Origin of the sequence: Pseudomonas kitaguniensis (genome assembly GCF_049199985.1) — a bacterium.
GTDB classification, from domain to species: domain Bacteria; phylum Pseudomonadota; class Gammaproteobacteria; order Pseudomonadales; family Pseudomonadaceae; genus Aquipseudomonas; species Aquipseudomonas kitaguniensis.
Genome location: NZ_JBLZPT010000002.1, coordinates 95,451 through 118,813 on the forward strand (window position 1 = coordinate 95,451; position 23,363 = coordinate 118,813).

General features: G+C 60.1%; 21 protein-coding genes. 12 read left to right on the forward strand and 9 right to left on the reverse strand.

What is annotated here, in order from left to right:
* Window positions 1–10: 10 nt before the first annotated feature.
* From ACOZK9_RS04350 to ACOZK9_RS04360, 3 genes are all read right to left on the reverse strand, one after another.
* Window positions 11–970: a YbgA family protein gene (locus ACOZK9_RS04350; RefSeq protein ID WP_058411424.1), complete on the reverse strand. Its 960-nt coding sequence runs from the start codon at window positions 968–970 to the stop codon at window positions 11–13.
* A gap of 113 nt (window positions 971–1,083) precedes the next feature.
* Window positions 1,084–1,299 carry a TIGR02450 family Trp-rich protein gene (locus tag ACOZK9_RS04355; RefSeq protein WP_058411423.1) on the reverse strand — a complete coding sequence of 72 codons (216 nt, stop codon included), beginning with the start codon at window positions 1,297–1,299 and terminating at the stop codon, window positions 1,084–1,086.
* On the reverse strand, window positions 1,299–2,282 hold the full coding sequence (locus tag ACOZK9_RS04360) for an NAD(P)/FAD-dependent oxidoreductase (protein WP_058411422.1): 984 nt from the start codon (window positions 2,280–2,282) through the stop codon (window positions 1,299–1,301). The genes ACOZK9_RS04355 and ACOZK9_RS04360 overlap by 1 nt, the downstream gene beginning before the upstream one ends.
* A 237-nt stretch (window positions 2,283–2,519) precedes the next feature.
* On the opposite strand from ACOZK9_RS04360, the gene ACOZK9_RS04365 reads away from it, so the two are divergent.
* The gene (locus ACOZK9_RS04365) at window positions 2,520–3,419 is read left to right on the forward strand and encodes a TIGR01777 family oxidoreductase (protein WP_421555346.1); all 900 of its coding nucleotides are present in this window, start codon (window positions 2,520–2,522) and stop codon (window positions 3,417–3,419) included.
* A gap of 14 nt (window positions 3,420–3,433) precedes the next feature.
* A complete protein-coding gene (gene hemH, locus ACOZK9_RS04370) occupies window positions 3,434–4,459 on the forward strand; it encodes a ferrochelatase (protein ID WP_152749939.1) in 1,026 nt (341 codons plus the stop codon).
* Window positions 4,460–4,468: 9 nt separating this feature from the next.
* Here the strand turns inward: hemH and ACOZK9_RS04375 are convergent, their stop codons facing one another.
* A complete protein-coding gene (locus tag ACOZK9_RS04375) occupies window positions 4,469–6,565 on the reverse strand; it encodes a TonB-dependent siderophore receptor (protein ID WP_421555347.1) in 2,097 nt (698 codons plus the stop codon).
* Between the two features lie 113 nt (window positions 6,566–6,678).
* Window positions 6,679–7,833, reverse strand: coding sequence for a Do family serine endopeptidase AlgW (gene algW / locus ACOZK9_RS04380; protein ID WP_058411418.1), 1,155 nt, complete (start codon window positions 7,831–7,833; stop codon window positions 6,679–6,681).
* Between the two features lie 102 nt (window positions 7,834–7,935).
* On the opposite strand from algW, the gene ACOZK9_RS04385 reads away from it, so the two are divergent.
* The 4 genes from ACOZK9_RS04385 (at window position 7,936) to cysN (ending at window position 12,279) form a co-directional block, all read left to right on the forward strand.
* Complete coding sequence (locus ACOZK9_RS04385) at window positions 7,936–8,694, forward strand: Nif3-like dinuclear metal center hexameric protein (RefSeq protein WP_058411417.1); 759 nt, start codon at window positions 7,936–7,938, stop codon at window positions 8,692–8,694.
* Between the two features lie 269 nt (window positions 8,695–8,963).
* Entirely contained in the window at window positions 8,964–9,881 is a 918-nt protein-coding gene (gene cysD / locus ACOZK9_RS04390) for a sulfate adenylyltransferase subunit CysD (protein ID WP_122251901.1), read from the forward strand.
* Between the two features lie 104 nt (window positions 9,882–9,985).
* Window positions 9,986–10,327, forward strand: coding sequence for a four helix bundle protein (locus ACOZK9_RS04395; RefSeq protein WP_421555348.1), 342 nt, complete (start codon window positions 9,986–9,988; stop codon window positions 10,325–10,327).
* A gap of 53 nt (window positions 10,328–10,380) precedes the next feature.
* Window positions 10,381–12,279 (forward strand): sulfate adenylyltransferase subunit CysN, encoded by a 1,899-nt coding sequence (gene cysN / locus ACOZK9_RS04400; protein WP_421555349.1) that lies wholly within the window; start codon window positions 10,381–10,383, stop codon window positions 12,277–12,279.
* 101 nt (window positions 12,280–12,380) lie between these two features.
* Here cysN and ACOZK9_RS04405 read toward each other — a convergent pair whose 3' ends face one another.
* The 3 genes from ACOZK9_RS04405 to ACOZK9_RS04415 all read right to left on the reverse strand — a co-directional run bounded on the left by ACOZK9_RS04405 (window position 12,381) and on the right by ACOZK9_RS04415 (window position 15,750).
* The gene (locus ACOZK9_RS04405) at window positions 12,381–13,280 is read right to left on the reverse strand and encodes an acyltransferase (RefSeq protein WP_421555350.1); all 900 of its coding nucleotides are present in this window, start codon (window positions 13,278–13,280) and stop codon (window positions 12,381–12,383) included.
* Window positions 13,281–15,380: a phosphate acetyltransferase gene (pta, locus tag ACOZK9_RS04410; protein ID WP_058412782.1), complete on the reverse strand. Its 2,100-nt coding sequence runs from the start codon at window positions 15,378–15,380 to the stop codon at window positions 13,281–13,283.
* Window positions 15,381–15,459: 79 nt separating this feature from the next.
* Window positions 15,460–15,750 (reverse strand): DUF3565 domain-containing protein, encoded by a 291-nt coding sequence (locus tag ACOZK9_RS04415; RefSeq protein WP_421555407.1) that lies wholly within the window; start codon window positions 15,748–15,750, stop codon window positions 15,460–15,462.
* On the opposite strand from ACOZK9_RS04415, the gene ACOZK9_RS04420 reads away from it, so the two are divergent.
* Window positions 15,749–16,234 (forward strand): FKBP-type peptidyl-prolyl cis-trans isomerase, encoded by a 486-nt coding sequence (locus ACOZK9_RS04420; RefSeq protein WP_027606858.1) that lies wholly within the window; start codon window positions 15,749–15,751, stop codon window positions 16,232–16,234. The genes ACOZK9_RS04415 and ACOZK9_RS04420 overlap by 2 nt on opposite strands.
* Window positions 16,235–16,418: 184 nt before the next feature.
* Here the strand turns inward: ACOZK9_RS04420 and rpsT are convergent, their stop codons facing one another.
* Window positions 16,419–16,697, reverse strand: coding sequence for a 30S ribosomal protein S20 (gene rpsT / locus ACOZK9_RS04425; protein WP_003171647.1), 279 nt, complete (start codon window positions 16,695–16,697; stop codon window positions 16,419–16,421).
* Between the two features lie 253 nt (window positions 16,698–16,950).
* Between rpsT and murJ the strand changes: the two genes are divergently transcribed.
* From murJ to ACOZK9_RS04450, 5 genes are all read left to right on the forward strand, one after another.
* Window positions 16,951–18,489, forward strand: coding sequence for a murein biosynthesis integral membrane protein MurJ (gene murJ / locus ACOZK9_RS04430; protein WP_058412779.1), 1,539 nt, complete (start codon window positions 16,951–16,953; stop codon window positions 18,487–18,489).
* Between the two features lie 119 nt (window positions 18,490–18,608).
* Window positions 18,609–19,547, forward strand: coding sequence for a bifunctional riboflavin kinase/FAD synthetase (gene ribF / locus ACOZK9_RS04435; protein WP_058412778.1), 939 nt, complete (start codon window positions 18,609–18,611; stop codon window positions 19,545–19,547).
* Window positions 19,548–19,561: 14 nt separating this feature from the next.
* Window positions 19,562–22,393, forward strand: coding sequence for an isoleucine--tRNA ligase (ileS, locus tag ACOZK9_RS04440; RefSeq protein WP_421555351.1), 2,832 nt, complete (start codon window positions 19,562–19,564; stop codon window positions 22,391–22,393).
* Complete coding sequence (gene lspA / locus ACOZK9_RS04445) at window positions 22,386–22,898, forward strand: signal peptidase II (RefSeq protein ID WP_064450637.1); 513 nt, start codon at window positions 22,386–22,388, stop codon at window positions 22,896–22,898. The genes ileS and lspA overlap by 8 nt, the downstream gene beginning before the upstream one ends.
* Before the next feature lie 7 nt (window positions 22,899–22,905).
* Window positions 22,906–23,343: an FKBP-type peptidyl-prolyl cis-trans isomerase gene (locus ACOZK9_RS04450; RefSeq protein WP_172979809.1), complete on the forward strand. Its 438-nt coding sequence runs from the start codon at window positions 22,906–22,908 to the stop codon at window positions 23,341–23,343.
* Window positions 23,344–23,363 lie beyond the last annotated feature (20 nt).

The window sequence follows — 23,363 nt, forward strand, 5'->3', positions numbered from 1 at the left end:
TTTTCATGGATTAGATCGCATTACGCAGGCTGAGATTTTCCGGGTGCGGTTGCAGGTACGCCTGTTGCGCGATGTAGCGGTCCGGGTGTTGGCGAAAGTGGTGCTTGAGCAGCGTCAATGGCACCACCAGGGGCACGATGCCGTGGCGGTATTGGCCGATGACGGTTTGCATTTCCTGTTTGTCATCAGCGCTGATCGCCTGCTTGAGGTAACCGCTGATGTGTTGCAGCACATTGGAATGGGTGCCACGCGTGGCGCATTTTTTCAGCCCGGTCATCAGGTCGCTGAAGTAGCAGGCGGCGAGTTCATCCAGGTCAGTGCCCTTGTGCATGCTGCCGAGCAAGTGGCCCAGGCTTTTGTAATGCGCCGGGCTGTGGGCCATCAACAAATACTTGTAGCGCGAATGAAAACCCAGCAGGCGATGACGGCTGAGGCCTTCGCTGAGCAGCTGTTGCCAACTGGCGTAGACGAACACACGGGTCAGGAAGTTTTCGCGCAGCACCGGGTCATTCAGTCGGCCGTCTTCTTCCACCGGCAGGTTGGGGTGGCGTGCGCAAAATGCCTGGGCGTAGATACCCCGCCCGCCACCGTCGACGGGCGTGCCGTTATCACGGTAGACCTTGACCCTTTCGAGACCGCACGACGGCGACTTCTGCATAAAGATGTAGCCGCACAAGTCGGTATGTTCGGCCGCCATCTGCTGACCGTAGTCGTCCAGCGGCTGCGTCACATTCAGTTCGCGGCGCACGCTGCCGACCGCTTGTGGGTTGGCCGGGTCGCCCACCAGGCGAATCGGCTCGCGCGGAATACCCAAACCGATGGCGACTTCAGGGCACAGCGGCACAAAGTCGAAATAGTCGGCGAGGGTTTGGCTGCACAGCAGCGATTGTTTATGTCCGCCGTTGAAGCGCACGTTCTCGCCCAGCAGGCAGGCGCTGATGGCGATCTTCGGTTTTGCGGTGTCGGACATGATCAAACCTCTGCAAGATACCTGTACAAACTGCAAGTTCTGTACAACTTAACCTCATCATAGGTTTGATGCTGTACAAGTCAAATATTTTGTACAAGTAATTGCGGAGGGGGCTATTTCCAGCCGATTCGCCAGTCGTCGTCGTTTTGCAGGGTTTGCCACGCCAGGCGTTCAGCGCGCCGGGTCATAATGGCCTGGAGCTCGATTTCAAGCACGGTGCCTTCTTCGTCCCGAAACAACTCGGTTACCAAAAAATGTTTCTCTTTGTTGCTGGGGCGCGCTGCTGTCCACTTTGACAGCAGCAATTTGGCTGGGTTGATCTGATTCATTACAGGTTCTCGATCAAGCGGCGCGCGGCTTCCTGGCCGCTCAGCCAAGCGCCTTCGACACGGCCGGAGAGGCACCAGTCGCCGCACACGTAAAGGCCCAGGTCGGCGTCGGCCAACACGCCGAACTCATGCGCGCCGGACGGCCGTGCGTAGAGCCAGCGATGCGCCAGGCTGAAGGACGGCGCCGGCATGGCGCTGTGCAACAGTTCGGCGAAGGCGCCGTGCAGGTGCTCGATCACCGCTTCTTTAGGCAGGTCGAGATGCGCCTTGCTCCATGCACTCGTGGCGTGCAACACCCACGTGTCCAGGGCTGCATCGCGCCCGGGTTTGCTGCGGTTGCGCGCCAGCCAGTCGAGCGGGCTGTCTTGCACAAAGCAGCCTTCCATCGGCGTCTCCAGGGGTTTGTCGAAGGCCAGGGCGATGGCCCACGTCGGGTCCATTTTTACCCCGGCGGCGGCGCTCGCAAGCTTGGGCGCGGCGGCCAGCAGCGCGGTGGCTTGCGGCGCCGGGGTGGCAATGATGACGTGGCTGAATGGGCCATGGTTGCCGCCGTCGGCGTCCAGCAAGTTCCAGTGCTGTTTGCCTTGGAACACATCGGTGATGCGGCAACCGAACGTCACCGGCAAGTCATCAAGCAGCGCGCGGGTGATTGCGCTCATGCGCGGCGTGCCGACCCAGCGGATCTGTTCATCGGGGGAGGGCGTGAGTTGGCCGGACTTGAAGTTATACAGCTGCGGCTTCCACTGTTCGGCCCAGCCGTGGCTTTGCCAGCGTTGCACTTCGTTGACGAAGCGCCGGTCGCGGGCGGTGAAGTACTGCGCACCCATGTCGAGCGCGCCAGCGTCACTGCGCTTGCTGGACATGCGGCCGCCACTGCCGCGGCTTTTATCGAAGAGTTGCACCACATGCCCCGCGTCTTGTAACGCTCGGGCGGCGGAGAGACCGGCGATGCCGGTGCCGATGATCGCGATGGGAACAGTCATGGGAGGCCTCGTTTTACCGTTGGGTACAGACTACGCCGACACCAATAGCTGTACAATATTGTTTTTTAGTATAAGTTTTGGCGTACCTGTTCTTACGGCGTGACCTATGGTTAAAGCGCAGGCTTGAACGTGCTGCAGGCACCTGTTGCTTAAACCAAGGCCACGCCCGATTACGCTTCATCCCTGCCTATAAAATAGACCAGTGACGGGTGGCGAACGTTACATGAGGAGCGTCCCATGCACATTTTGCTGACCGGCGGTACAGGCCTTATCGGCCGCCAACTCTGCCAGCATTGGCTTGCCCAAGGGCATCGCCTGACCGTTTGGAGCCGTGAACCAGACACCGTCGCCCGTTGGTGCGGTGCGCAGGTGCAGGGTGTCGGCCGCTTGCAAGACGTGAGCGGTAATGTGGACGCGGTGATCAACTTGGCTGGCGCGCCGATTGCCGACCGCCCGTGGACCAAAAAGCGCAAGGCGCTGTTGTGGCGCAGCCGCATCGGCCACACCGAAACCCTGCTGGCCTGGGTGGAGGGCCTGGCGCAAAAACCGGCGGTGCTGATTTCCGGCTCTGCGGTGGGTTGGTACGGCGACGGCGGCGAGCGCGAGTTGACCGAGGAGAGTGGCCCGGTACAGGACGATTTCCCCAGCCAGTTGTGTATTGCCTGGGAAGAAACCGCCCTGCGCGCCGAAGCATTGGGCGTGCGCGTGGTGCTGGTGCGCACGGGCCTGGTGCTGTCGGCCAAGGGCGGCTTTTTGTCGCGGCTGTTGCTGCCGTTCAAGCTGGGGTTGGGCGGGCCGATTGGCAACGGTCGGCAGTGGATGCCCTGGGTGCATATCGACGATCAAATCGCCCTGATTGATTTTCTTCTGCACAACGCTGATGCCCGCGGTCCTTATAATGCCTGCGCGCCACACCCGGTGCGTAACCGCGAGTTCGCCAAAACCCTCGGCCACGTGCTGCACCGCCCCGCGTTCATGCCAATGCCTGCGTTTGCGTTAAAGGTGGGGTTGGGCGAATTGTCCGGCTTGTTGCTGGGCGGGCAGAAGGCAATTCCCGAACGGCTGCAGGCCGCCGGTTTCACTTTTCAGTTCACTGAGTTGCACGCGGCCCTGGAAGACTTATCCAGCCGCCTTTGAAGATAGGATGTTGCATGACTGATCACGCGTTGTTACTGGTCAACCTGGGTTCACCGGCGTCCACTTCGGTGGCCGATGTGCGCAGCTACCTTAATCAGTTCCTGATGGACCCTTACGTGATCGACCTGCCTTGGCCGGTGCGCCGCTTGCTGGTGTCGCTGATTTGCATCAAGCGCCCCGAGCAGTCGGCGCATGCCTACGCGTCGATCTGGTGGGACGAGGGCTCGCCGCTGGTGGTGCTCAGCCGCCGCCTGCAACAGCAGATGACCACACAATGGACACACGGCCCGGTCGAATTGGCCATGCGCTATGGCGAGCCTTCGCTTGAAACGACCCTCACGCGGCTCGCCGCTCAAGGCATTCAAAAGATTACCCTGGCGCCGCTGTACCCGCAGTTTGCCGACAGCACCGTGACCACCGTGATTGAAGAAGCCAGGCGTGTGGTGCGTGACAAAAAACTCAATGTGCAGTTCTCGATCCTGCAACCGTTCTACGATCAGCCGGAATACCTCGACGCGTTGGTCACGAGTGCCAAGCCGTACGTAGAAGATGATTTTGATCACTTGCTGCTGAGTTTTCACGGCCTGCCCGAGCGCCATTTGAAGAAGCTCGACCCGACCGGCCAACACTGCTTCAAGGACGCCGACTGCTGCAAGAACGCCTCGCCAGAGGTACTTGCCACGTGCTATCGCGCGCAGTGCTTCAGCGTCGCCCGGGACTTTGCCGCGCGCATGGGCCTGCCGGACGGTAAATGGTCAGTCGCCTTCCAATCGCGTTTGGGCCGCGCCAAGTGGATCGAACCCTACACCGAAGCCAGCCTTGAAGCGCTGGCGGGGCAAGGCGTGAAAAAGCTGCTGGTGATGTGCCCGGCGTTTGTTGCCGACTGCATCGAGACGCTGGAAGAAATCGGCGATCGCGGGCTGGAACAGTTCCGCGAAGCCGGGGGCGAGGAGCTGGTATTGGTGCCGTGCCTCAACGATGCGCCGCAATGGGCTGCGGCGCTTAACACCCTGTGCGAGCGCGCGCCGCAGCAACTGTAGGCGCGAGCGTTAGAGGTTGAGGGTCAAACTGACGGTGAAATTGCGCGGCTCGCCGGGGTTGACCCAGTAATTGCTGTAAGAGCGCTCGTAGTACTTTTCATCGAACAGGTTGTTGAGGTTCAGGCCCACGGTGACATTTTCCGTGGCCTTGTAATGCGCGAGTAAATCGACGGTGTGGTAGGCCGGCAGTTCGAAGCTGCCGCCTGCTTCGCCGGAGCGATCACCCACATAGGTGAACGCTGCGCCGAGGTCCGAGCCGCGTAACGCCCCCTCCTGGAATTCATACACACCCAACAGGCTGCCGCTGCGCTTGGCCACGCCGAGAATCCGGCTGCCGGCGGGAATCGCCTTGTCGCCTTTGGTCACTTCGGCGTCGATGTAGGCAAACGCGCCGATGACGCGTATGGCATCGGTCAGTTGCCCGCTCAATTGCAGGTCAACACCCTGGCTGCGCGCTTTGCCCATGGCGCGGTTGGTGTCGGTGGCCGGGTCCAGCGCCAGCACATTTTCCTTTTCGATATGGAAGGCGGCGAGGGTGGCGCTGAGGCGGTCGTCGAACAGCTCGGTTTTGATACCCACTTCGTAACCCACGCCTTCTTCGGGCTTGAACGATTTGCCGGCGGCGTCCAGGCCGTTGTTCGGTTTGAATGAGGTGGACGCGTTGGCGAACACGCCAACCTGCGGCGTGAGCTGGTAGAGCAAACCGGCGCGTTGGGTCAACGCATCGTGGGTTTGCCGGCTCTTGGCGTTGTTACGGGTGAAGTCATCGGTGCTTTGCTCGAAATGCTCGAACCGCGCGCCGAGCATGCCGCGTAGGCGGTCGGTGAAGACTATCTGGTCTTGCAGGTTCAGCGCCTGGCTTTTCACCTGCTCGAAAAAATCGGTGCCGGAGCGCGCGCCGTTGGGTTTGGGCTGGCCGTAAACCGGGTTGTAAATGTCGATGGCGTAGGGGCTGCCGCCAATCGCGGTGACGCGCTCCTGCTTGCGGTAGTCCTCGTATTCGGTGCCGATCAGCAGTTCATGCTGCCAACGGCCAATGTCAAACAGGCCGCGCAATTCCAGTTGAGTAATGCTGTCGTGCCAGCCCGTTGCGCGTTCGCGGTAGCGGCGGTTGACGGTGTGGCCGTCGGCATTCAGCGCGCGGTTTTCCGAGGCATCGCCCCACAGGCTGCCCTGTTTATAGTGGCTGGCGAGGCGCAGTTTCCAGGCGTCGTTAAGGTGATGTTCGAGGGCGGCTTGCAGGCGGTTGTTGTGGTTGCGGATGTCGCCATCGTTGGGTTCGCCGAGGAAGGTTGCGCGCGATACACCGCTGGCGTCGACGATGCCACGGTCGAACGTTGAGCTGTGGCGCACGAATTCGCTTTCCACCAGCAGGCTGGTATCCGGGTTCAATTGCCAACTGAAAGACGGCGCGACGAACACACGCTTGGCGCCCACGTGATCGCGAAAGCTGTGGTTGTCTTCCACCGCCAGGTTAACCCGCGACAGCACTTGGCCCTCGGCGTCCAGCGGCGTGTTCACATCCAGCGCCGTGCGGTAGCGGTCCCAACTGCCAGCGCTGGTTTGCACGGTGGTAAAGGCCTCCGGCTGAGGCTTCTTGGTGACGATATTCAACGTGCCGCCCGGATCGCCACGCCCATACAGACTGGCCGCAGGGCCTTTGAGCACTTCAATGCGCTCGATATTGGCCGCGTCCGGTGTGCTTGGGTAGCCACGGTTGGCGCTGAAACCGTCCTGATAGAACTCTGAGGTGGTGAAGCCGCGCACGCTGTATTCGTAGAGCGTGAGGCCGCCGAAGTTGTTTTGCTTGGATACGCCGCCAGCAAACTCCAGGGCGCGCTCCACACTGGTACTGCCGAGGTCTTTGAGTACCGTGGCGGGAATCACGCTGATCGATTGCGGAATGTCGCGCAGCGCCGTGTCGGTCTTGGTCGCGCTGGCGGAGCGGGTCGCGCGGTAGCCTTTGACCGGGCTGGTGGCGGACTCATACGCGTCGCTGGTGACGCTGATGGTGTCGAGTTCTACGGTGTTTTCTTCTGCAAAGGCAGGGTCCAGCAGTAAACCCAGGGCCAGGCCAGCCAAGGGTGCGATTCTTCGAGACGGCATGATAGAGCGTTCCAATGTCTATATTGAAACAATATAACATGACCAATGAGAATGGCTGCTCTTTGAAATATAAGCTTACAGGTGCCCGCGAACGGGCACCCAAGTGAGCGGGTTTATTCCTCTTCTTTCACCGGTGCAGGCGGTGGGCGCAGGCCGATTTCGGCCATCAGCTTGATCTCTTTGCCGTTGCGCATCACCTGGATCGCGACCTTATCGGTCGGTTTGATCCGCGCTACCTGGTTCATCGACTTGCGGCCATCGCCTGCCGGTTCGCCGTTGATGCTCAGAATCACGTCACCCAGTTGCAGGCCGGCTTTCTGCGCCGGACCGTCGCGGAAGATCCCGGCCACTACGATGCCGGGGCGTCCGGTCAGGCCAAACGACTCGGCCAACTCTTTGGTCAGCGGCTGCACTTCAATCCCGAGCCAGCCACGAATCACCTGGCCATGCTCGATGATCGATTTCATCACTTCCATCGCCAGCTTCACCGGGATCGCAAAGCCGATGCCTTGGGAGCCGCCGGATTTGGAGAAAATCGCCGTGTTGATCCCGGTCAGGTTGCCATTCGCATCTACCAGCGCGCCGCCGGAGTTACCCGGGTTGATCGCGGCATCGGTCTGGATAAAGTCTTCGTAGCTGTTAAGCCCCAGCTGATTACGCCCGGTGGCGCTGATAATGCCCATGGTCACGGTTTGGCCGACGCCGAACGGGTTGCCGATCGCCAGCGCCACATCGCCCACGCGCAGCCCCTCGGAGCGGCCGATGGTGATCGACGGCAGGCTTTTTAAATCAATTTTGAGTACCGCAAGGTCGGTTTCCGGGTCACTGCCGACCACGCGTGCCAGGGTTTCACGGCCGTCGCGCAGGGCCACCACAATTTGGTCGGCGCCTGTGGTCACGTGGTTGTTGGTGAGAATGTAGCCCTCCGGGCTCATGATCACACCGGAACCGAGGCTCGACTCCATGCGGCGCTGCTTTGGCCCGTTGTCGCCAAAATAACGGCGAAACTGTGGGTCTTCAAACAACGGATGCGCCGGTTTGTTGATGACCTTGGTGGTGTACAGGTTAACCACGGCGGGGGCGGCGATCACCACCGCGTCGGCATAGGTCACCGGGCCTTGCACCACCGAGCTGGTTTGCGGTGCCTGTTGCAGGTTCACATCCAGGCTTGGCAAGCCCACCCACTGGGGATAACGCTGAATAATCAGCGTCGCGATCAGCACGCCAGCCAACAATGGCCATCCAAAAAAACGCAGTGCCTTGAGCATCAAGTAAGTCCTGACAGGTTGCAGGGGGCGGGAGAGCGCCCATAATGTCGCGCATTATACGAGGCTGCGTGCGCCTCGGAACGGGATATTTAGGAGTCTTTTATGGCCGTTGCTTTGAGCACCCTCGTCGAGGAAGCGGACCGCTACCTCGGCAGCGCAAAAATTGCCGATTATTGCCCCAATGGCCTGCAGGTTGAAGGGCGCCCGCAAGTGATGCGCATCGTCAGCGGGGTGACCGCAAGCCAAGCTCTGCTGGACGCCGCCGTCGAAGCCCAGGCCGACCTGGTGCTGGTGCACCACGGTTATTTCTGGAAGGGCGAAAACCCGTGCATCACCGGCATGAAACAGCGCCGCCTGAAAACCCTGCTCAAGCACGACATCAGCCTGTTGGCCTACCACTTGCCACTGGACCTGCACCCGGACGTGGGCAATAACGTGCAGTTGGCGCGCCAACTGGACATCACCGTAGAAGGCCCGCTGGACCCCGGCAACCCGAAAATCGTCGGTTTGGTCGGCTCCCTCGCCGAGCCTGTGTCACCCCGCGATTTTGCGCGCCGGGTGCAAGACGTAATGGGCCGCGAGCCGCTGTTGATCGAAGGCAGCGAAATGATCCGCCGCGTCGGCTGGTGCACCGGCGGCGGGCAGGGCTACATCGATCAGGCGATTGCAGCGGGTGTCGACCTGTACCTGAGCGGTGAGGCGTCGGAGCAAACCTTTCACAGCGCGCGCGAAAACGACATCAGCTTTATCGCCGCCGGCCATCACGCCACCGAGCGGTATGGCGTGCAGGCGCTGGGTGAATATCTGGCGCGGCGTTTTGCCCTGGAACATCTGTTCATCGACTGCCCGAACCCGATCTGATCCGCAACGCCGGGCAAAATGTGGGAGGGGGCTTGCTCCCGATTGCAGTGTGTCATTCAGCGCATTCATTGACTGAACCACCGCCATCGGGAGCAAGCCCCCTCCCACAATGGCCGCCGTTCATAGATCGCAAGGGCCAAACTGCGGGGCATATTCATATACCGTTTCGATCTAGCCAGCTCCCTGAATAGAAGAAGGTGCTGTGCTAGCATGCCCCGCTCGAACACGGCCCGCTGGCCGTCCATAAGATCGTTTTTCCGTGAGTAACCATGGTCGACAAACTGACGCATCTGAAACAGCTGGAGGCGGAAAGCATCCACATCATCCGCGAGGTCGCCGCCGAGTTCGATAACCCGGTGATGCTCTACTCGATCGGTAAAGACTCCGCCGTGATGCTGCACTTGGCGCGCAAGGCCTTTTTCCCGGGCAAACTGCCGTTCCCGGTGATGCACGTCGACACCCGCTGGAAATTCCAGGAGATGTACAGGTTCCGCGACAAAATGGTCGAAGACCTCGGCCTGGACCTGATCACCCACATCAACCCGGACGGCGTGGCGCAGAACATCAACCCGTTCACCCACGGCAGCGCCAAGCACACCGACATCATGAAGACCGAAGGCCTCAAGCAGGCGTTGGACAAGCATGGTTTCGACGCAGCGTTTGGTGGTGCGCGTCGCGATGAAGAGAAATCCCGCGCCAAAGAGCGCGTGTACTCGTTCCGCGACAGCAAGCACCGCTGGGACCCGAAAAACCAGCGCCCGGAGCTGTGGAACGTCTACAACGGCAACGTCAACAAGGGTGAGTCGATCCGCGTGTTCCCGCTGTCCAACTGGACCGAGCTGGACATCTGGCAGTACATCTACCTGGAAGGCATCCCGATCGTGCCGTTGTACTTTGCCGCCGAACGCGACGTGATCGAGAAGAACGGCACGTTGATCATGATCGACGACGACCGCATCCTTGAGCACTTGTCCGACGAAGACAAAGCCCGCATCGTCAAAAAGAAAGTACGTTTCCGTACCCTTGGCTGCTACCCGTTGACGGGCGCGGTGGAGTCCGAAGCCGAGACGCTGACGGACATCATTCAGGAAATGCTCCTGACGCGAACTTCCGAGCGCCAGGGCCGTGTCATCGACCACGATGGCGCAGGCTCGATGGAAGATAAAAAACGTCAAGGCTATTTCTAAGCTTCGAGTTACAAGCGGCAAGCTGCAAGTTAAGGGCGTTACGCGTAATTTTGCAGTTTGGTGCTCGCAGCCGGTTGTTGCGAGCCGCGATTGAGTGACTCGTAATGGACTTCGAGAGACTGGTTGTTTGGCAGAGAAGCAGGCGTTTAGCGGTTGGGGTTTATCGAGAGCTTGCTGACTGCAGGGACTTCGGTTTCAAGGACCAGATTACCCGCTCTGCACTTTCGGTGCCCTCCAATATTGCTGAAGGCATGGAGCGTCGCAGTGTCAAAGAGAAAGCGCATTTTCTCTGGATCGCGAAGGGTTCTTGTGGGGAGTTACGTACACAGATTCTCATCGGCAGCGACATTGCTTACATCGCCCAACCGCTGGCTGATAACTGGATTGCAGAAACTCGCGAGCTCTCAAAAATGCTCTGCGGCCTGATCAACAAAATTTCTGACTAGCTGTACGCCGACAAGCTTGCCGCTTGAAGCTTACAGCTTGGAGCTTGAACACTATGAGCCATCAATCTGATTTGATCAGCGAGGACATCCTCGCCTACCTGGGCCAGCACGAGCGCAAGGAAATGTTGCGCTTCCTGACCTGCGGCAACGTCGACGACGGCAAGAGCACCCTGATCGGGCGCCTGCTGCACGACTCCAAGATGATCTACGAAGATCACCTGGAAGCCATCACCCGCGATTCGAAAAAATCCGGCACCACCGGCGATGACATCGACCTGGCCTTGCTGGTCGACGGCCTGCAGGCCGAGCGCGAGCAGGGCATCACCATTGATGTTGCCTACCGCTACTTCTCTACCGCCAAACGCAAATTCATCATTGCCGATACCCCTGGCCATGAGCAGTACACCCGCAACATGGCCACCGGCGCGTCTACCTGTGATCTGGCGATTATTCTGATCGACGCGCGCTACGGCGTGCAGACCCAGACCCGTCGCCATAGCTTCATCGCCTCGTTGCTGGGCATCAAGCACATCGTGGTGGCCGTCAACAAGATGGACATCAATGGCTTTGACCAAAGCGTATTCGAGCAGATCAAGGCTAATTACCTGAAGTTCGCCGACGGCATCGCGTTCAAGCCGAGCACCATGGCGTTCGTGCCGATGTCGGCGCTCAAGGGCGACAACGTGGTGAACAAGAGCGAGCGTTCGCCTTGGTACACCGGCCAGTCGCTGATGGAGATTCTCGAAACCGTCGAGATCGCCAACGACCGCAACTACACCGACCTGCGTTTTCCGGTGCAGTACGTCAACCGTCCGAACCTGAACTTCCGTGGTTTTGCCGGCACCCTCGCCAGCGGCATCGTGCACAAGGGCGACGAAGTCGTGGTGCTGCCGTCGGGCAAGAGCAGCCGCGTCAAATCCATCGTCACCTTCGACGGTGAGTTGGAGCAAGCAGGCCCAGGCCAGGCCGTGACCCTGACCATGGAAGACGAGATCGACATCTCGCGTGGCGACCTGCTGGTGCATGCCGATAACGTGCCGCAAGTGACCGACGCCTTCGACGCCATGCTGGTGTGGATGGCCGAAGAACCGATGCTGCCGGGCAAGAAATACGACATCAAACGTGCCACCAGCTACGTGCCGGGTTCCATCACCAGCATCGTGCACCGTGTGGACGTGAACACCCTGGCCGAAGGCCCGGCAAGCTCTTTGCAGTTGAACGAGATTGGCCGGGTCAAAGTCAGCCTCGACGCGGCCATCGCGCTGGACGGTTACGACAGCAACCGCACCACCGGTGCGTTTATCGTCATCGACCGCCTGACCAATGGCACTGTGGCTGCGGGCATGATCATCGCGCCTCCGGTCAACCATGGCGGCGCTGCGCAACACGGCAGCCTTGCCCATGTAGCCACCGAAGAACGCGCCCAGCGCTTCGGCCAGCAGCCGGCCACCGTGTTGTTCAGCGGCCTGTCGGGCGCCGGCAAAAGCACTTTGGCCTACGCGGTTGAGCGCAAACTGTTCGACATGGGCCGTGCGGTGTTTGTACTCGATGGCCAGAACCTGCGTCACGACCTCAACAAAGGGTTGCCGCAGGACCGTGCCGGGCGTACCGAAAACTGGCGGCGTGCCGCTCACGTTGCGCGTCAGTTCAACGAAGCTGGCTTGCTGACCCTGGCCGCCTTCGTCGCGCCGGATGCCGAAGGCCGCGAACAGGCCAAGGCGCTGATCGGTGCCGACCGCCTGCTCACGGTTTACGTGCAGGCATCGCCACTGGTGTGCGCCGAGCGCGACCCGCAAGGTTTGTACGCCGCCGGTGGGGATAACATCCCTGGCGAGTCCTTCCCGTACGACGTGCCGTTGAATGCCGACCTGGTAATCGACACCCAGGCGTTGTCGCTGGAAGACAGCGTCAAACAGGTGCTGGAGCTGTTGCGTCAGCGCGGCGCGATCTAAAGAAGAGGCTAGCTAGAAGCGGTTAGCTGCAAGCTGCAAGAAAAAGCCCGCCACCGGGAGATCGGTGGCGGGCTTTTTTACATTCTCTAGATCGGGCAGGGTCACCTGTTGGCTGGGTAATCTGTGTGAAGCTTATCCAGCAGGGCATCCTTGTCTTCCCACAACCGGTTGATCCAGGCCTGGAACGCCAACCGATACTCGCCGTCCTGCTCATAATTCTTGCCGATAAATTCGGCCGGAATCTGCACCTCTTCAAAGTGCACCACCACGTCCTTCACATTCCCGCAGAGCAAATCCCAATAGCCGGGGCGCCCGGCAGGGTAGTGGATGGTCACGTTGACCAGTGACTTCAATTGCTCGCCCATGGCATCCAGCACAAACGCGATGCCACCGGCCTTGGGCTTGAGCAGATAGCGAAACGGCGATTTCTGCTGGGCATGTTTGCCCGGCGTAAACCGCGTGCCTTCAGCAAAGTTGAAAATGCCCACCGGATTGTCGCGAAACTTCGCACAGGTCTTGCGGGTGGTCGCCAGGTCTTTGCCTTTTTTCTCCGGGTGTTTCTCCAGGTAGGCCTTGGTGTAGCGCTTCATGAACGGGAAACCCAAGGCCCACCACGCCAGGCCAATCACCGGCACCCAGATCAGTTCCTGCTTGAGGAAGAACTTCAGCGGGCGAATGCGTCGGTTGAGCACGTATTGCAGCACCATGATGTCGACCCAGCTCTGGTGGTTACTGGTCACCAGGTAGGAGTGCTCATAGTCCAGGCCTTCAAGGCCGGTCAGGTGCCAGCGCGTGCGCCGTACCAGGTTCATCCAGCCTTTGTTATTGGTCACCCAGGCTTCGTGGGTGTGGTTCATCAGCCATTCGCTGAAACGTTTGGCGAACGGCAGCGCCTTGAACAGCGCGACGATAAACAGAAACGAACATAAAAGGATCGTGTTCAGCGCCAGTAACAGGGACGCGATCACCCCGCGCACGGCGGCAGGCAGAAAACCCAGCATTTAGATCTCCATAGGTCGGTTGGCGGCTTGGATCGCGGTCAACGCGATGGTGTACACGATGTCGTCGACCTGAGCGCCGCGCGGCAGGTCGTTCACCGGTTTGCGCAGGCCTTGCAGCATTGGCCCAAGGCTCACGCAATCGGCGCTGCGTTGCACGGCTTTATGCGTGGTGTTGCCGGTGTTCAGGTCGGGGAACACAAACACCGTGGCCTTGCCGGCAACCTGGCTGTTGGGCGCCAATTGCCGGGCGACGGTTTCGTTGGCGGCGGCATCGTACTGCAACGGCCCGTCGATCAGCAGCGAGCTTTGTTGCTCTTGGGCGAGCAGGGTGGCTTCGCGAACTTTTTCGACTTCCTCACCGCTGGCCGAGTCGCCGCTGGAATAGCTGATCATCGCCACGCGTGGGGTGATGCCGAATGCCGCGGCCGAGTCGGCGCTTTGCAGGGCGATTTCCGCCAGTTCCGCCGCGCTTGGGTGCGGGTTCATCACGCAGTCGCCGTACACCAGCACCTGCTCGGGGAACAGCATGAAAAATACCGACGACACCAACGTGCAGCCCGGCGCTGTTTTGATCAACTGCAGGGCTGGGCGGATGGTGTTCGCGGTGGAATGGATAACCCCGGAGACCAGGCCGTCCACTTCATCCAGGGCGAGCATCATCGTGGCGATCACCACGGTGTCTTCCAGTTGCTGCTCGGCCATGGGTGCATTCAGGCTCTTGCTTTTACGCAGCGCGACCATCGGTTCGACATAGCGTTGGCGAATCAGGTCCGGGTCCAGAATCTCCAGGCCGTCGGGCAATTCGATGCCGTGCGCGCGGGCGACCGCCTCCACATCCGCAGGCTTGGCCAGCAGCACGCAGCGCGCAATGCCGCGCGCCTGGCAGATAGCGGCGGCCTGCACGGTCAGCGGCTCACTGCCTTCGGGCAGCACAATGCGCTTGTTGGCGGCCTGAGCGCGTTGGATCAACTGGTAGCGGAATACCGCCGGCGACAGGCGCATTTCGCGTGGTGTGCCGCAGCGTTGGTGTAGCCAGCGGGCGTCGAGGTGGCTGGCGACGAAGTCGGTGATGATTTCTGCGCGCTCGCGGTCATCAATCGGGATTTCTTTGTTCAGGCCGTTGAGCTGGTTCGCCGTGTCGTACGAGCCGGTGCTCACCGACAGCACCGGCAGGCCGGCCTGGAACGCACCCCGGCACAAATCCATGATGCGTGGGTCGGGCAGGGTGTCGCTGGTCAGCAGCAAACCGGCCAGCGGCACACCGTTGATCGCGGCCAGGCTGACGGCGAGGATGATGTCGTCGCGGTCGCCCGGCGTCACTACCAGCACGCCGGGCTTGAGCAGCTCCACGGTGTTACGCATGGTGCGCGCGCAAATGATGATTTTGCTCATGCGCCGGCTTTCGTAGTCACCGGCGTTGAGAATTTGCGCGCCCATCAGGTCGGCCACATCGCGAGTGCGCGGCGCGTTGAGTTCGGGCTGGTAGGGAATACAGCCGAGCAGGCGAAAATCACCGCTGCGCAACAACGGCGAATGTTCTTTTAGCCGCGCCGAGAAGGCCTCGATGCTTTCGTCGGTGCGCACTTTATTCAGAATTACACCGAGTACTTTCGGGTCTTTTGGGCCGCCGAACAGTTGCGCCTGCAACTCCACGCGGCCTGATAACTCTGTGAGTACTTCGTTTTCCGGCGCCGACACCAGGATAACTTCCGCGTCGAGGCTCTTGGCCAGGTGCAGGTTGACCCGCGCCGCATAGCTGGCGCTGCGGGTTGGCACCATGCCTTCAACAATCAGCACGTCTTTGCCCACGGCGGCTTGCTGATACAGGGTGATGATTTCTTCGAGCAGTTCGTCGAGCTGGCCGTCGCCGAGCATCCGCTCCACATGGGCCAGGCCCAATGGCTGCGGCGGCTTCAAGCCGTGGGTGCGCGCCACCAGTTCGGTGGAGCGTTCGGGGCCGGTGTCGCCCGGGTGTGGCTGGGCAATCGGTTTGAAGAAGCCGACTTTCAGCCCGGCCCGTTCAAGTGTACGCACCAGCCCAAGGCTGATGGAGGTCAGACCCACACCAAAATCGGTGGGCGCGATAAAAAAAGTTTGCATGCGAATTCTCTGGAGGTGCATGGCTTCGGTGGTGCCCTATGGCTGAGCGCCTACCGGGAATCAGGTGCCAAGGTTATCGTTATTCGCGAACTTGCGCACACCAGCCGCAAGCAAAGGCTTGGCCTATTTTTTCAAGGCGTTGCGCCGCATCGAGCACCCACGCACGCGACTGCCATGGCGGCTGGTGACGCAGGTGCTGAGTGTGCCCGCAGGACAGTTCGACAACCCAGTGCAGCGCAAAGTCCTGGTGGAATCCAGTGATCAACGGTGCCGTTGATCGGCTCCGTCTGTCCGGGTTCTGTTCGCTTTCGGGCAAATCCTTGTTTAGACTTGTCCGTTCTTCATTCTTATGCAAAAGGTCTCGCCCCATGACGATCGCCGCTAACAAGGCTGTCTCCATCGACTATACCCTGACCAACGACGCTGGTGAGGTCATCGACAGCTCCGCCGGCGGCGCGCCGCTGGTCTACCTGCAAGGCGCAGGTAACATCATCCCAGGCCTGGAGAAGGCGCTGGAAGGCAAGAGCGTCGGTGATGAACTGACCGTCGCCGTAGAACCTGAAGATGCCTACGGCGAATACTCCGCCGAACTGGTCAGCACCTTGAGCCGCAGCATGTTCGAAGGCGTTGATGAGCTGGAAGTCGGCATGCAGTTCCACGCTTCTGCCCCGGACGGCCAAATGCAGATCGTTACTATCCGTGATCTGGACGGCGACGACGTTACTGTCGACGGCAACCACCCTCTGGCTGGCCAGCGCCTGAACTTCCAAGTGAAGATCGTCGCCATTCGTGACGCTTCCCAAGAAGAAGTAGCTCACGGCCACGTCCACGGTGAAGGCGGTCATCACCATTGATTGTGGTTTGATCAATAGGTAGAAAAAACGCCCCGACTGGTTCGGGGCTTTTTTTTGTGTTTGAAAATAGCCCTCTGACAGATTTGGTTCTGCGCATTCCAGAAAACAAAAATGCCCCGGACCTTTCGGTACGGGGCATTTCTTAACTGTTACGTAACCTGAGCTACGTTGCAGTTTTTACCACTTAGGCTGCTGCAGCGACGTTCAGAGCCTTGATGTGGCCATTCAGGCGGCTCTTATGACGAGCGGCCTTGTTCTTGTGGATGATGCCTTTATCAGCCATACGGTCGATAACTGGCACGGCCAGAACGTAAGCAGCTTGGGCTTTTTCAGCGTCTTTGGTGTCGATGGCTTTAACTACATTCTTGATGTAGGTACGAACCATGGAACGCAGGCTGGCGTTGTGGCTGCGACGCTTCTCAGCCTGTTTTGCACGTTTTTTGGCGGAAGGTGTGTTGGCCACCGTCGAGCTCCTCGAAAGACTTTTTAGGAAATAGCAAACAAAATAGGCCGCGAATCATGCCGATGACTTGATGGGTTGTCAAGAGCGGCTGATGCGAACTGCTGAGTGGTCGATCTGAAGAGGCGGGTGATTTATTTCCGGCGCTTGACCTGTAAACTCGCGAGCTTTGGCTCTGTGCTGTTGCAGGCGCGCAGTATCGCATAAGTGGGCGCTTTGTTCGCCTGCTCTTTATCTATAGGCGCAAACTCTTTCAATGAATCTGCTCAAATCGTTGGCTGCCGTCAGCTCTATCACGATGATCTCAAGGGTTTTGGGGTTCGTGCGCGACACATTGCTGGCGCGCATTTTTGGCGCCAGCATGGCCACGGATGCCTTCTTTATAGCCTTTAAACTGCCCAATCTGCTGCGGCGGATCTTCGCCGAGGGCGCATTTTCCCAAGCCTTTGTGCCGATCCTGGCCGAATACAAAACCCAGCAGGGCGAGGAGGCCACGCGCACGTTTATTGCCTATGTTTCGGGCCTGCTAACCCTGGTGCTGATGCTGGTGACCCTGGTTGGCATGCTCGCTGCGCCATGGGTGATCTGGGCGACGGCGCCGGGTTTTGCGAATACCCCGGAAAAATTCGCACTGACCACCGACCTGTTGCGTGTGACCTTTCCTTATATATTGCTGATTTCCCTGTCGTCGCTGGCGGGCGCGATTCTTAACACCTGGAACCGCTTTTCGGTGCCGGCCTTCGTGCCGACGCTGCTCAACGTCAGCATGATTATTTTTGCGCTGTTCCTCACGCCGTATTTCGATCCGCCGGTGATGGCCTTGGGCTGGGCGGTGCTGGCCGGCGGTTTGGCGCAATTGCTCTACCAACTGCCACACCTGAAAAAGATCGGCATGCTCGTGCTGCCGCGCCTGAACCTGGCCGACACCGGTGTGTGGCGCGTGATGCGCAACATGCTGCCGGCGATTCTCGGCGTTTCGGTCAGCCAGATTTCGCTGATCATCAACACCGCGTTCGCCTCGCTGCTGGTCTCGGGCTCAGTGTCGTGGATGTACTACGCCGATCGCCTGATGGAATTGCCCTCTGGCGTGCTCGGTGTCGCCCTGGGCACGATTTTGCTGCCGACGCTGGCGCGCACCTACGCCAGCAAGGATCGCCAGGAGTACTCGCGCATTCTCGATTGGGGCCTGCGCCTTTGCTTTGTGCTGGTGCTGCCGTGTTCCCTTGCCTTGGGGATTCTGGCCGAGCCGCTGACCGTCTCGCTGTTCCAATACGGCCAATTCGATGCGCACGACGCCTTGATGACCCAGCACGCGCTGGTGGCTTACTCCGTCGGCCTGCTCGGCATTATCGTGATCAAAGTGCTGGCGCCGGGGTTCTACGCCCAGCAAAACATCCGCACGCCGGTCAAAATTGCGGTCTTCACACTGATCGTCACGCAACTGCTCAACCTGGTGTTTATTGGCCCACTGGCGCATGCCGGGCTGGCGCTGGCCATCAGTGCCGGCGCGTGCATCAACGCGGGCCTGCTGTTTTATCAACTGCGTAAGCAACAGATGTTCCAGCCGCAGCCAGGCTGGGGCCTGTTTGCGCTGAAGCTGTTGGTGGCGGTGGCGGCGATGTCGGCGGTCTTGCTGGTGCTGATGCATTTTATGCCCGCGTGGGATGAAGGCCACATGCTTGAGCGCTTCATGCGCCTTGGCGTATTGGTGGTTGCGGGTGTGGTGGTGTACTTCGGGATGCTGCTGCTGCAAGGTTTTCGCCTGCGCGATTTCAATCGCAAGTCGCTGAGTTAGCCACTTTGCCGCGATAAAACGGTTGTTTTATCGATTCGATCGATTTGGCCTGCGCTGTTGCCTGTCGTCCGAGGCCGGGTGTGGTTATAATCGACCACTTTATGAGCAAGAAGCGCGTTATGCAGCTGGTTCGAGGTCTCCACAACCTGCGCCCCCAGCATCGGGGCTGCGTCGCCACTATTGGCAACTTTGACGGTGTTCACCGTGGCCACCAGGCTATTCTGGCCCGGTTGCGCGAACGAGCGGTCGAGTTGGGTGTGCCCAGCTGCGTGGTGATTTTTGAGCCACAGCCGCGGGAATTTTTCACCCCGCAAACGGCGCCGGCGCGGCTGGCCCGCCTGCGGGACAAGCTGCAACTGCTGGCTGAAGAGGGCGTGGACCGTGTCCTGTGCCTGGCCTTTAACCAGCGTTTGCAAAGCCTCAGCGCCGCCGAGTTCGTCGACCGTATCCTGGTCGATGGCCTGGGCGTGCAGCACCTGGAAGTCGGCGACGACTTCCGTTTTGGTTGCGACCGCGTTGGCGATTTCGATTTCCTGCAACACGCCGGCGTCAACCAGGGTTTTACCGTCGAAGCCGCGCAAACCGTCGAACTGGACGGCCTGCGCGTGAGCAGCACCCAGGTGCGTAACGCCCTGGCCGCCGCCGACTTCGCCTTGGCCGAGCGTTTGCTCGGTCGCCCGTTCCGCATTGCCGGGCGGGTACTGCACGGCCAGAAGCTGGCGCGCCAATTGGGCACGCCAACCGCCAACGTGCAACTCAAGCGCCGCCGTGTGCCACTGACCGGGGTTTACCTGGTGAGTGTCGACATCGACGGCCAGCCGTGGCCGGGAGTCGCCAACATAGGCGTCAGGCCCACGGTTGCAGGTGATGGCAAGGCCCACCTGGAAGTTCACCTTTTGGATTTTGCCGGTGACTTGTATGACCGGCGTTTGACGGTGGTTTTCCACCAGAAGCTGCGTGAAGAGCAGCGTTTCGCCTCGCTTGAGGCGTTGAAAACGGCGATCAATGCGGATGTCGCCGCCGCCCGTGCACTAGCCGCACCTAGCGCCCATCGCTAACCGAAGAGCCTTAAATGACCGACTATAAAGCCACGCTAAACCTTCCGGACACCGCCTTCCCAATGAAGGCCGGCCTGCCACAGCGCGAACCGCAGATCCTGCAGCGCTGGGACAGTATTGGCCTGTACGGAAAGTTGCGCGAAATTGGCAAGGATCGTCCGAAATTCGTGCTGCACGACGGCCCTCCTTATGCCAACGGCACGATTCACATCGGTCATGCGCTGAACAAAATTCTCAAGGACATGATCCTGCGCTCCAAAACCCTGTCGGGTTTTGACGCGCCGTATGTGCCGGGTTGGGACTGCCACGGCCTGCCGATCGAACACAAGGTCGAAGTGACCTACGGCAAGAACCTGGGCGCGGATAAAACCCGCGAACTGTGCCGTGCCTACGCCACCGAGCAGATCGAAGGGCAGAAGTCCGAGTTCATCCGCCTGGGCGTGTTGGGCGAGTGGGACAATCCGTACAAGACCATGAACTTTACCAACGAGGCCGGTGAAATCCGCGCCTTGGCCGAAATCGTCAAAGGCGGTTTTGTGTTCAAAGGCCTCAAGCCTGTGAACTGGTGTTTCGATTGCGGTTCGGCATTGGCTGAAGCGGAAGTCGAGTACGAAGACAAAAAGTCCTCGACCATCGACGTGGCCTTCCCGATCGCCGACGACGCCAAGCTGGCCGAGGCCTTTGGCCTGGCAAGCCTGAGCAAACCGGCGGCCATCGTGATCTGGACCACCACCCCGTGGACCATCCCAGCCAACCAGGCGCTGAACGTGCACCCGGAATTCACCTACGCGCTGGTAGACGTCGGTGATCGCCTGCTGGTGCTGGCCGAGGAAATGGTCGAAGCCTGCCTGGCGCGCTACGAACTGCAAGGTTCGGTGATCGCCACCACCACCGGCACGGCGCTGGAACTGATCAACTTCCGTCACCCGTTCTATGACCGCCTGTCACCGGTGTACCTGGCTGACTACGTTGAGCTGGGTTCCGGCACCGGTGTGGTTCACTGCTCGCCCGCGTATGGCGTGGACGACTTTGTGATCTGCAAGAAGTACGGCCTGGTCAACGACGACATCATCAACCCGGTGCAAAGCAACGGCGTTTATGTGCCGTCGCTGGAGTTCTTCGGCGGGCAGTTCATCTTCAAGGCTGACCCTGCGATCATCGAAAAGCTGCGTGAAGTCGGTGCGCTGATGCAAACCGCCACCATCCAGCACAGCTACATGCATTGCTGGCGCCACAAGAGCCCGCTGATCTATCGCGCGACTGCGCAGTGGTTTATCGGCATGGACAAAGAGCCGGCCAGCGGCGAAACCCTGCGTAACCGTGCGATCAAAGCCATCGAAGACACCAAGTTCGTGCCAGCCTGGGGCCAGGCGCGCCTGCACTCGATGATCGCCAACCGCCCGGACTGGTGCATCTCGCGCCAGCGCAACTGGGGCGTGCCGATCCCGTTCTTCCTGAACAAGGAAAGCGGCGAGCTGCACCCGCGTACCGTCGAACTGATGGAAGTGGTGGCCCAGCGCGTTGAACAGGAAGGCATCGAAGCCTGGTTCAAGCTGGACGCCGCCGAGCTGCTGGGCGACGAAGCGCCGCTGTACGACAAGATCAGCGACACCCTCGACGTGTGGTTTGACTCGGGCACCACCCATTGGCACGTGCTGCGCGGTTCGCACCCGATGGGCCACCAGACCGGCCCGCGTGCCGACCTGTACCTGGAAGGCTCCGACCAACACCGTGGCTGGTTCCACTCGTCGTTGCTGACCGGTTGCGCCATCGACGACCACGCGCCGTACCGCGAACTGCTGACCCACGGTTTTACCGTCGACGAGACGGGCCGCAAAATGTCGAAGTCGCTGAAAAACGTGATCGAGCCGAAAAAGATCAACGACACCTTGGGCGCCGACATCATGCGTCTGTGGGTGGCTTCGACCGATTACTCAGGCGAAATCGCCGTGTCGGACCAGATCCTCGCGCGCAGTGCCGACGCCTACCGTCGAATCCGTAATACCGCACGCTTCATGCTGTCGAACCTGACCGGTTTCAACCCGGCCACCGATATCCTGCCGGCCGAGGACATGCTCGCCCTCGACCGTTGGGCCGTGGACCGTACCCTGTTGCTGCAGCGCGAGTTGCAGGAACACTACGGCGAATACCGCTTCTGGAACGTTTACTCGAAGATCCACAACTTCTGTGTGCAGGAGCTGGGTGGTTTCTACCTCGACATCATCAAGGATCGCCAGTACACCACCGCCGCCAACAGCAAGGCACGCCGCTCGGCGCAAACCGCGCTGTACCACATCAGCGAAGCGCTGGTGCGCTGGATCGCGCCGATCCTGGCCTTCACCGCTGACGAACTGTGGGAATACCTGCCGGGCGAGCGTAACGAATCGGTGATGCTCAACACCTGGTACGAAGGCCTGACCGAACTGCCGGCTGACTTCGAACTGGGCCGCGAGTACTGGGAAGGCGTTATGGCCGTGAAAGTGGCAGTGAACAAGGAGCTGGAAGTTCAGCGCGCGGCCAAGGCCGTGGGTGGCAACCTCCAGGCCGAAGTCACGCTGTTTGCCGAAGAAGGCCTGACTGCCGACCTGGCCAAGCTGAGCAACGAACTGCGCTTTGTGCTGATTACTTCCACCGCCAGCCTGGCACCGTTTGCCCAGGCCCCAGCGGATGCCGTGGCGACCGAAGTACCGGGTCTCAAGCTCCAAGTGGTCAAGTCGGCCTTCCCCAAGTGCGCCCGTTGCTGGCACTGCCGTGAAGACGTTGGCGTGAACCCTGAGCATCCGGAAATCTGCGGTCGTTGCGTCGACAACATCAGCGGTGCCGGTGAGGTTCGCCACTATGCCTAACGCTTCCAGCCGTTTCGGACGTCTGGGCTGGCTCGTACTGAGCGTGCTGGTGCTGGTCATTGACCAGCTCAGCAAGGCTCACTTCGAAGGCGCCTTACAGATGTACCAGCAGATTGTGGTCATACCTGACTACTTCAGCTGGACCCTGGCCTACAACACCGGCGCCGCTTTCAGCTTCCTCGCTGATGGCGGCGGCTGGCAGCGCTGGCTGTTCGCCTTGATCGCTGTGGTGGTCAGTGCGGTGCTGGTGGTCTGGCTCAAACGCCTGGGCCGCGATGACACCTGGCTGGCCATCGCCTTGGCACTGGTGCTGGGCGGCGCGCTGGGCAACTTGTACGACCGCATCGCCTTGGGCCATGTGATCGACTTTATCCTGGTGCATTGGCAAAACCGCTGGTACTTCCCGGCGTTCAACTTTGCCGACAGCGCCATCACCGTCGGTGCAATCATGCTGGCGTTGGACATGTTCAAAAGCAAGAAAACCGGAGAGACCGTCAATGACTGATCAGGTATTGGCTGAGCAACGCATCGGCCAGAACACGGAAGTCACTTTGCACTTCGCATTGCGCCTGGAGAATGGCGACACGGTCGACAGTACGTTCGACAAAGCCCCGGCGACCTTCAAGGTCGGCGATGGCAACCTGCTGCCGGGTTTTGAAGCGGCGCTGTTCGGTTTCAAGGCGGGCGACAAGCGTACCCTGCAGATTCTGCCCGAAAACGCCTTTGGCCAGCCTAACCCGCAAAACGTGCAGATCATCCCGCGTTCGCAGTTCCAGGGCATGGAGCTGTCGGAAGGCTTGCTGGTGATTTTCAACGATGCGGCGAATACTGAACTGCCGGGAGTGGTTAAAACCTTCGATGACGCGCAAGTGACCATCGACTTCAACCACCCGTTGGCCGGTAAAACCTTGACGTTTGACGTTGAAATCTTCGACGTTAAAGCGCTCTGATTGACGCCACCGGCTCCTGC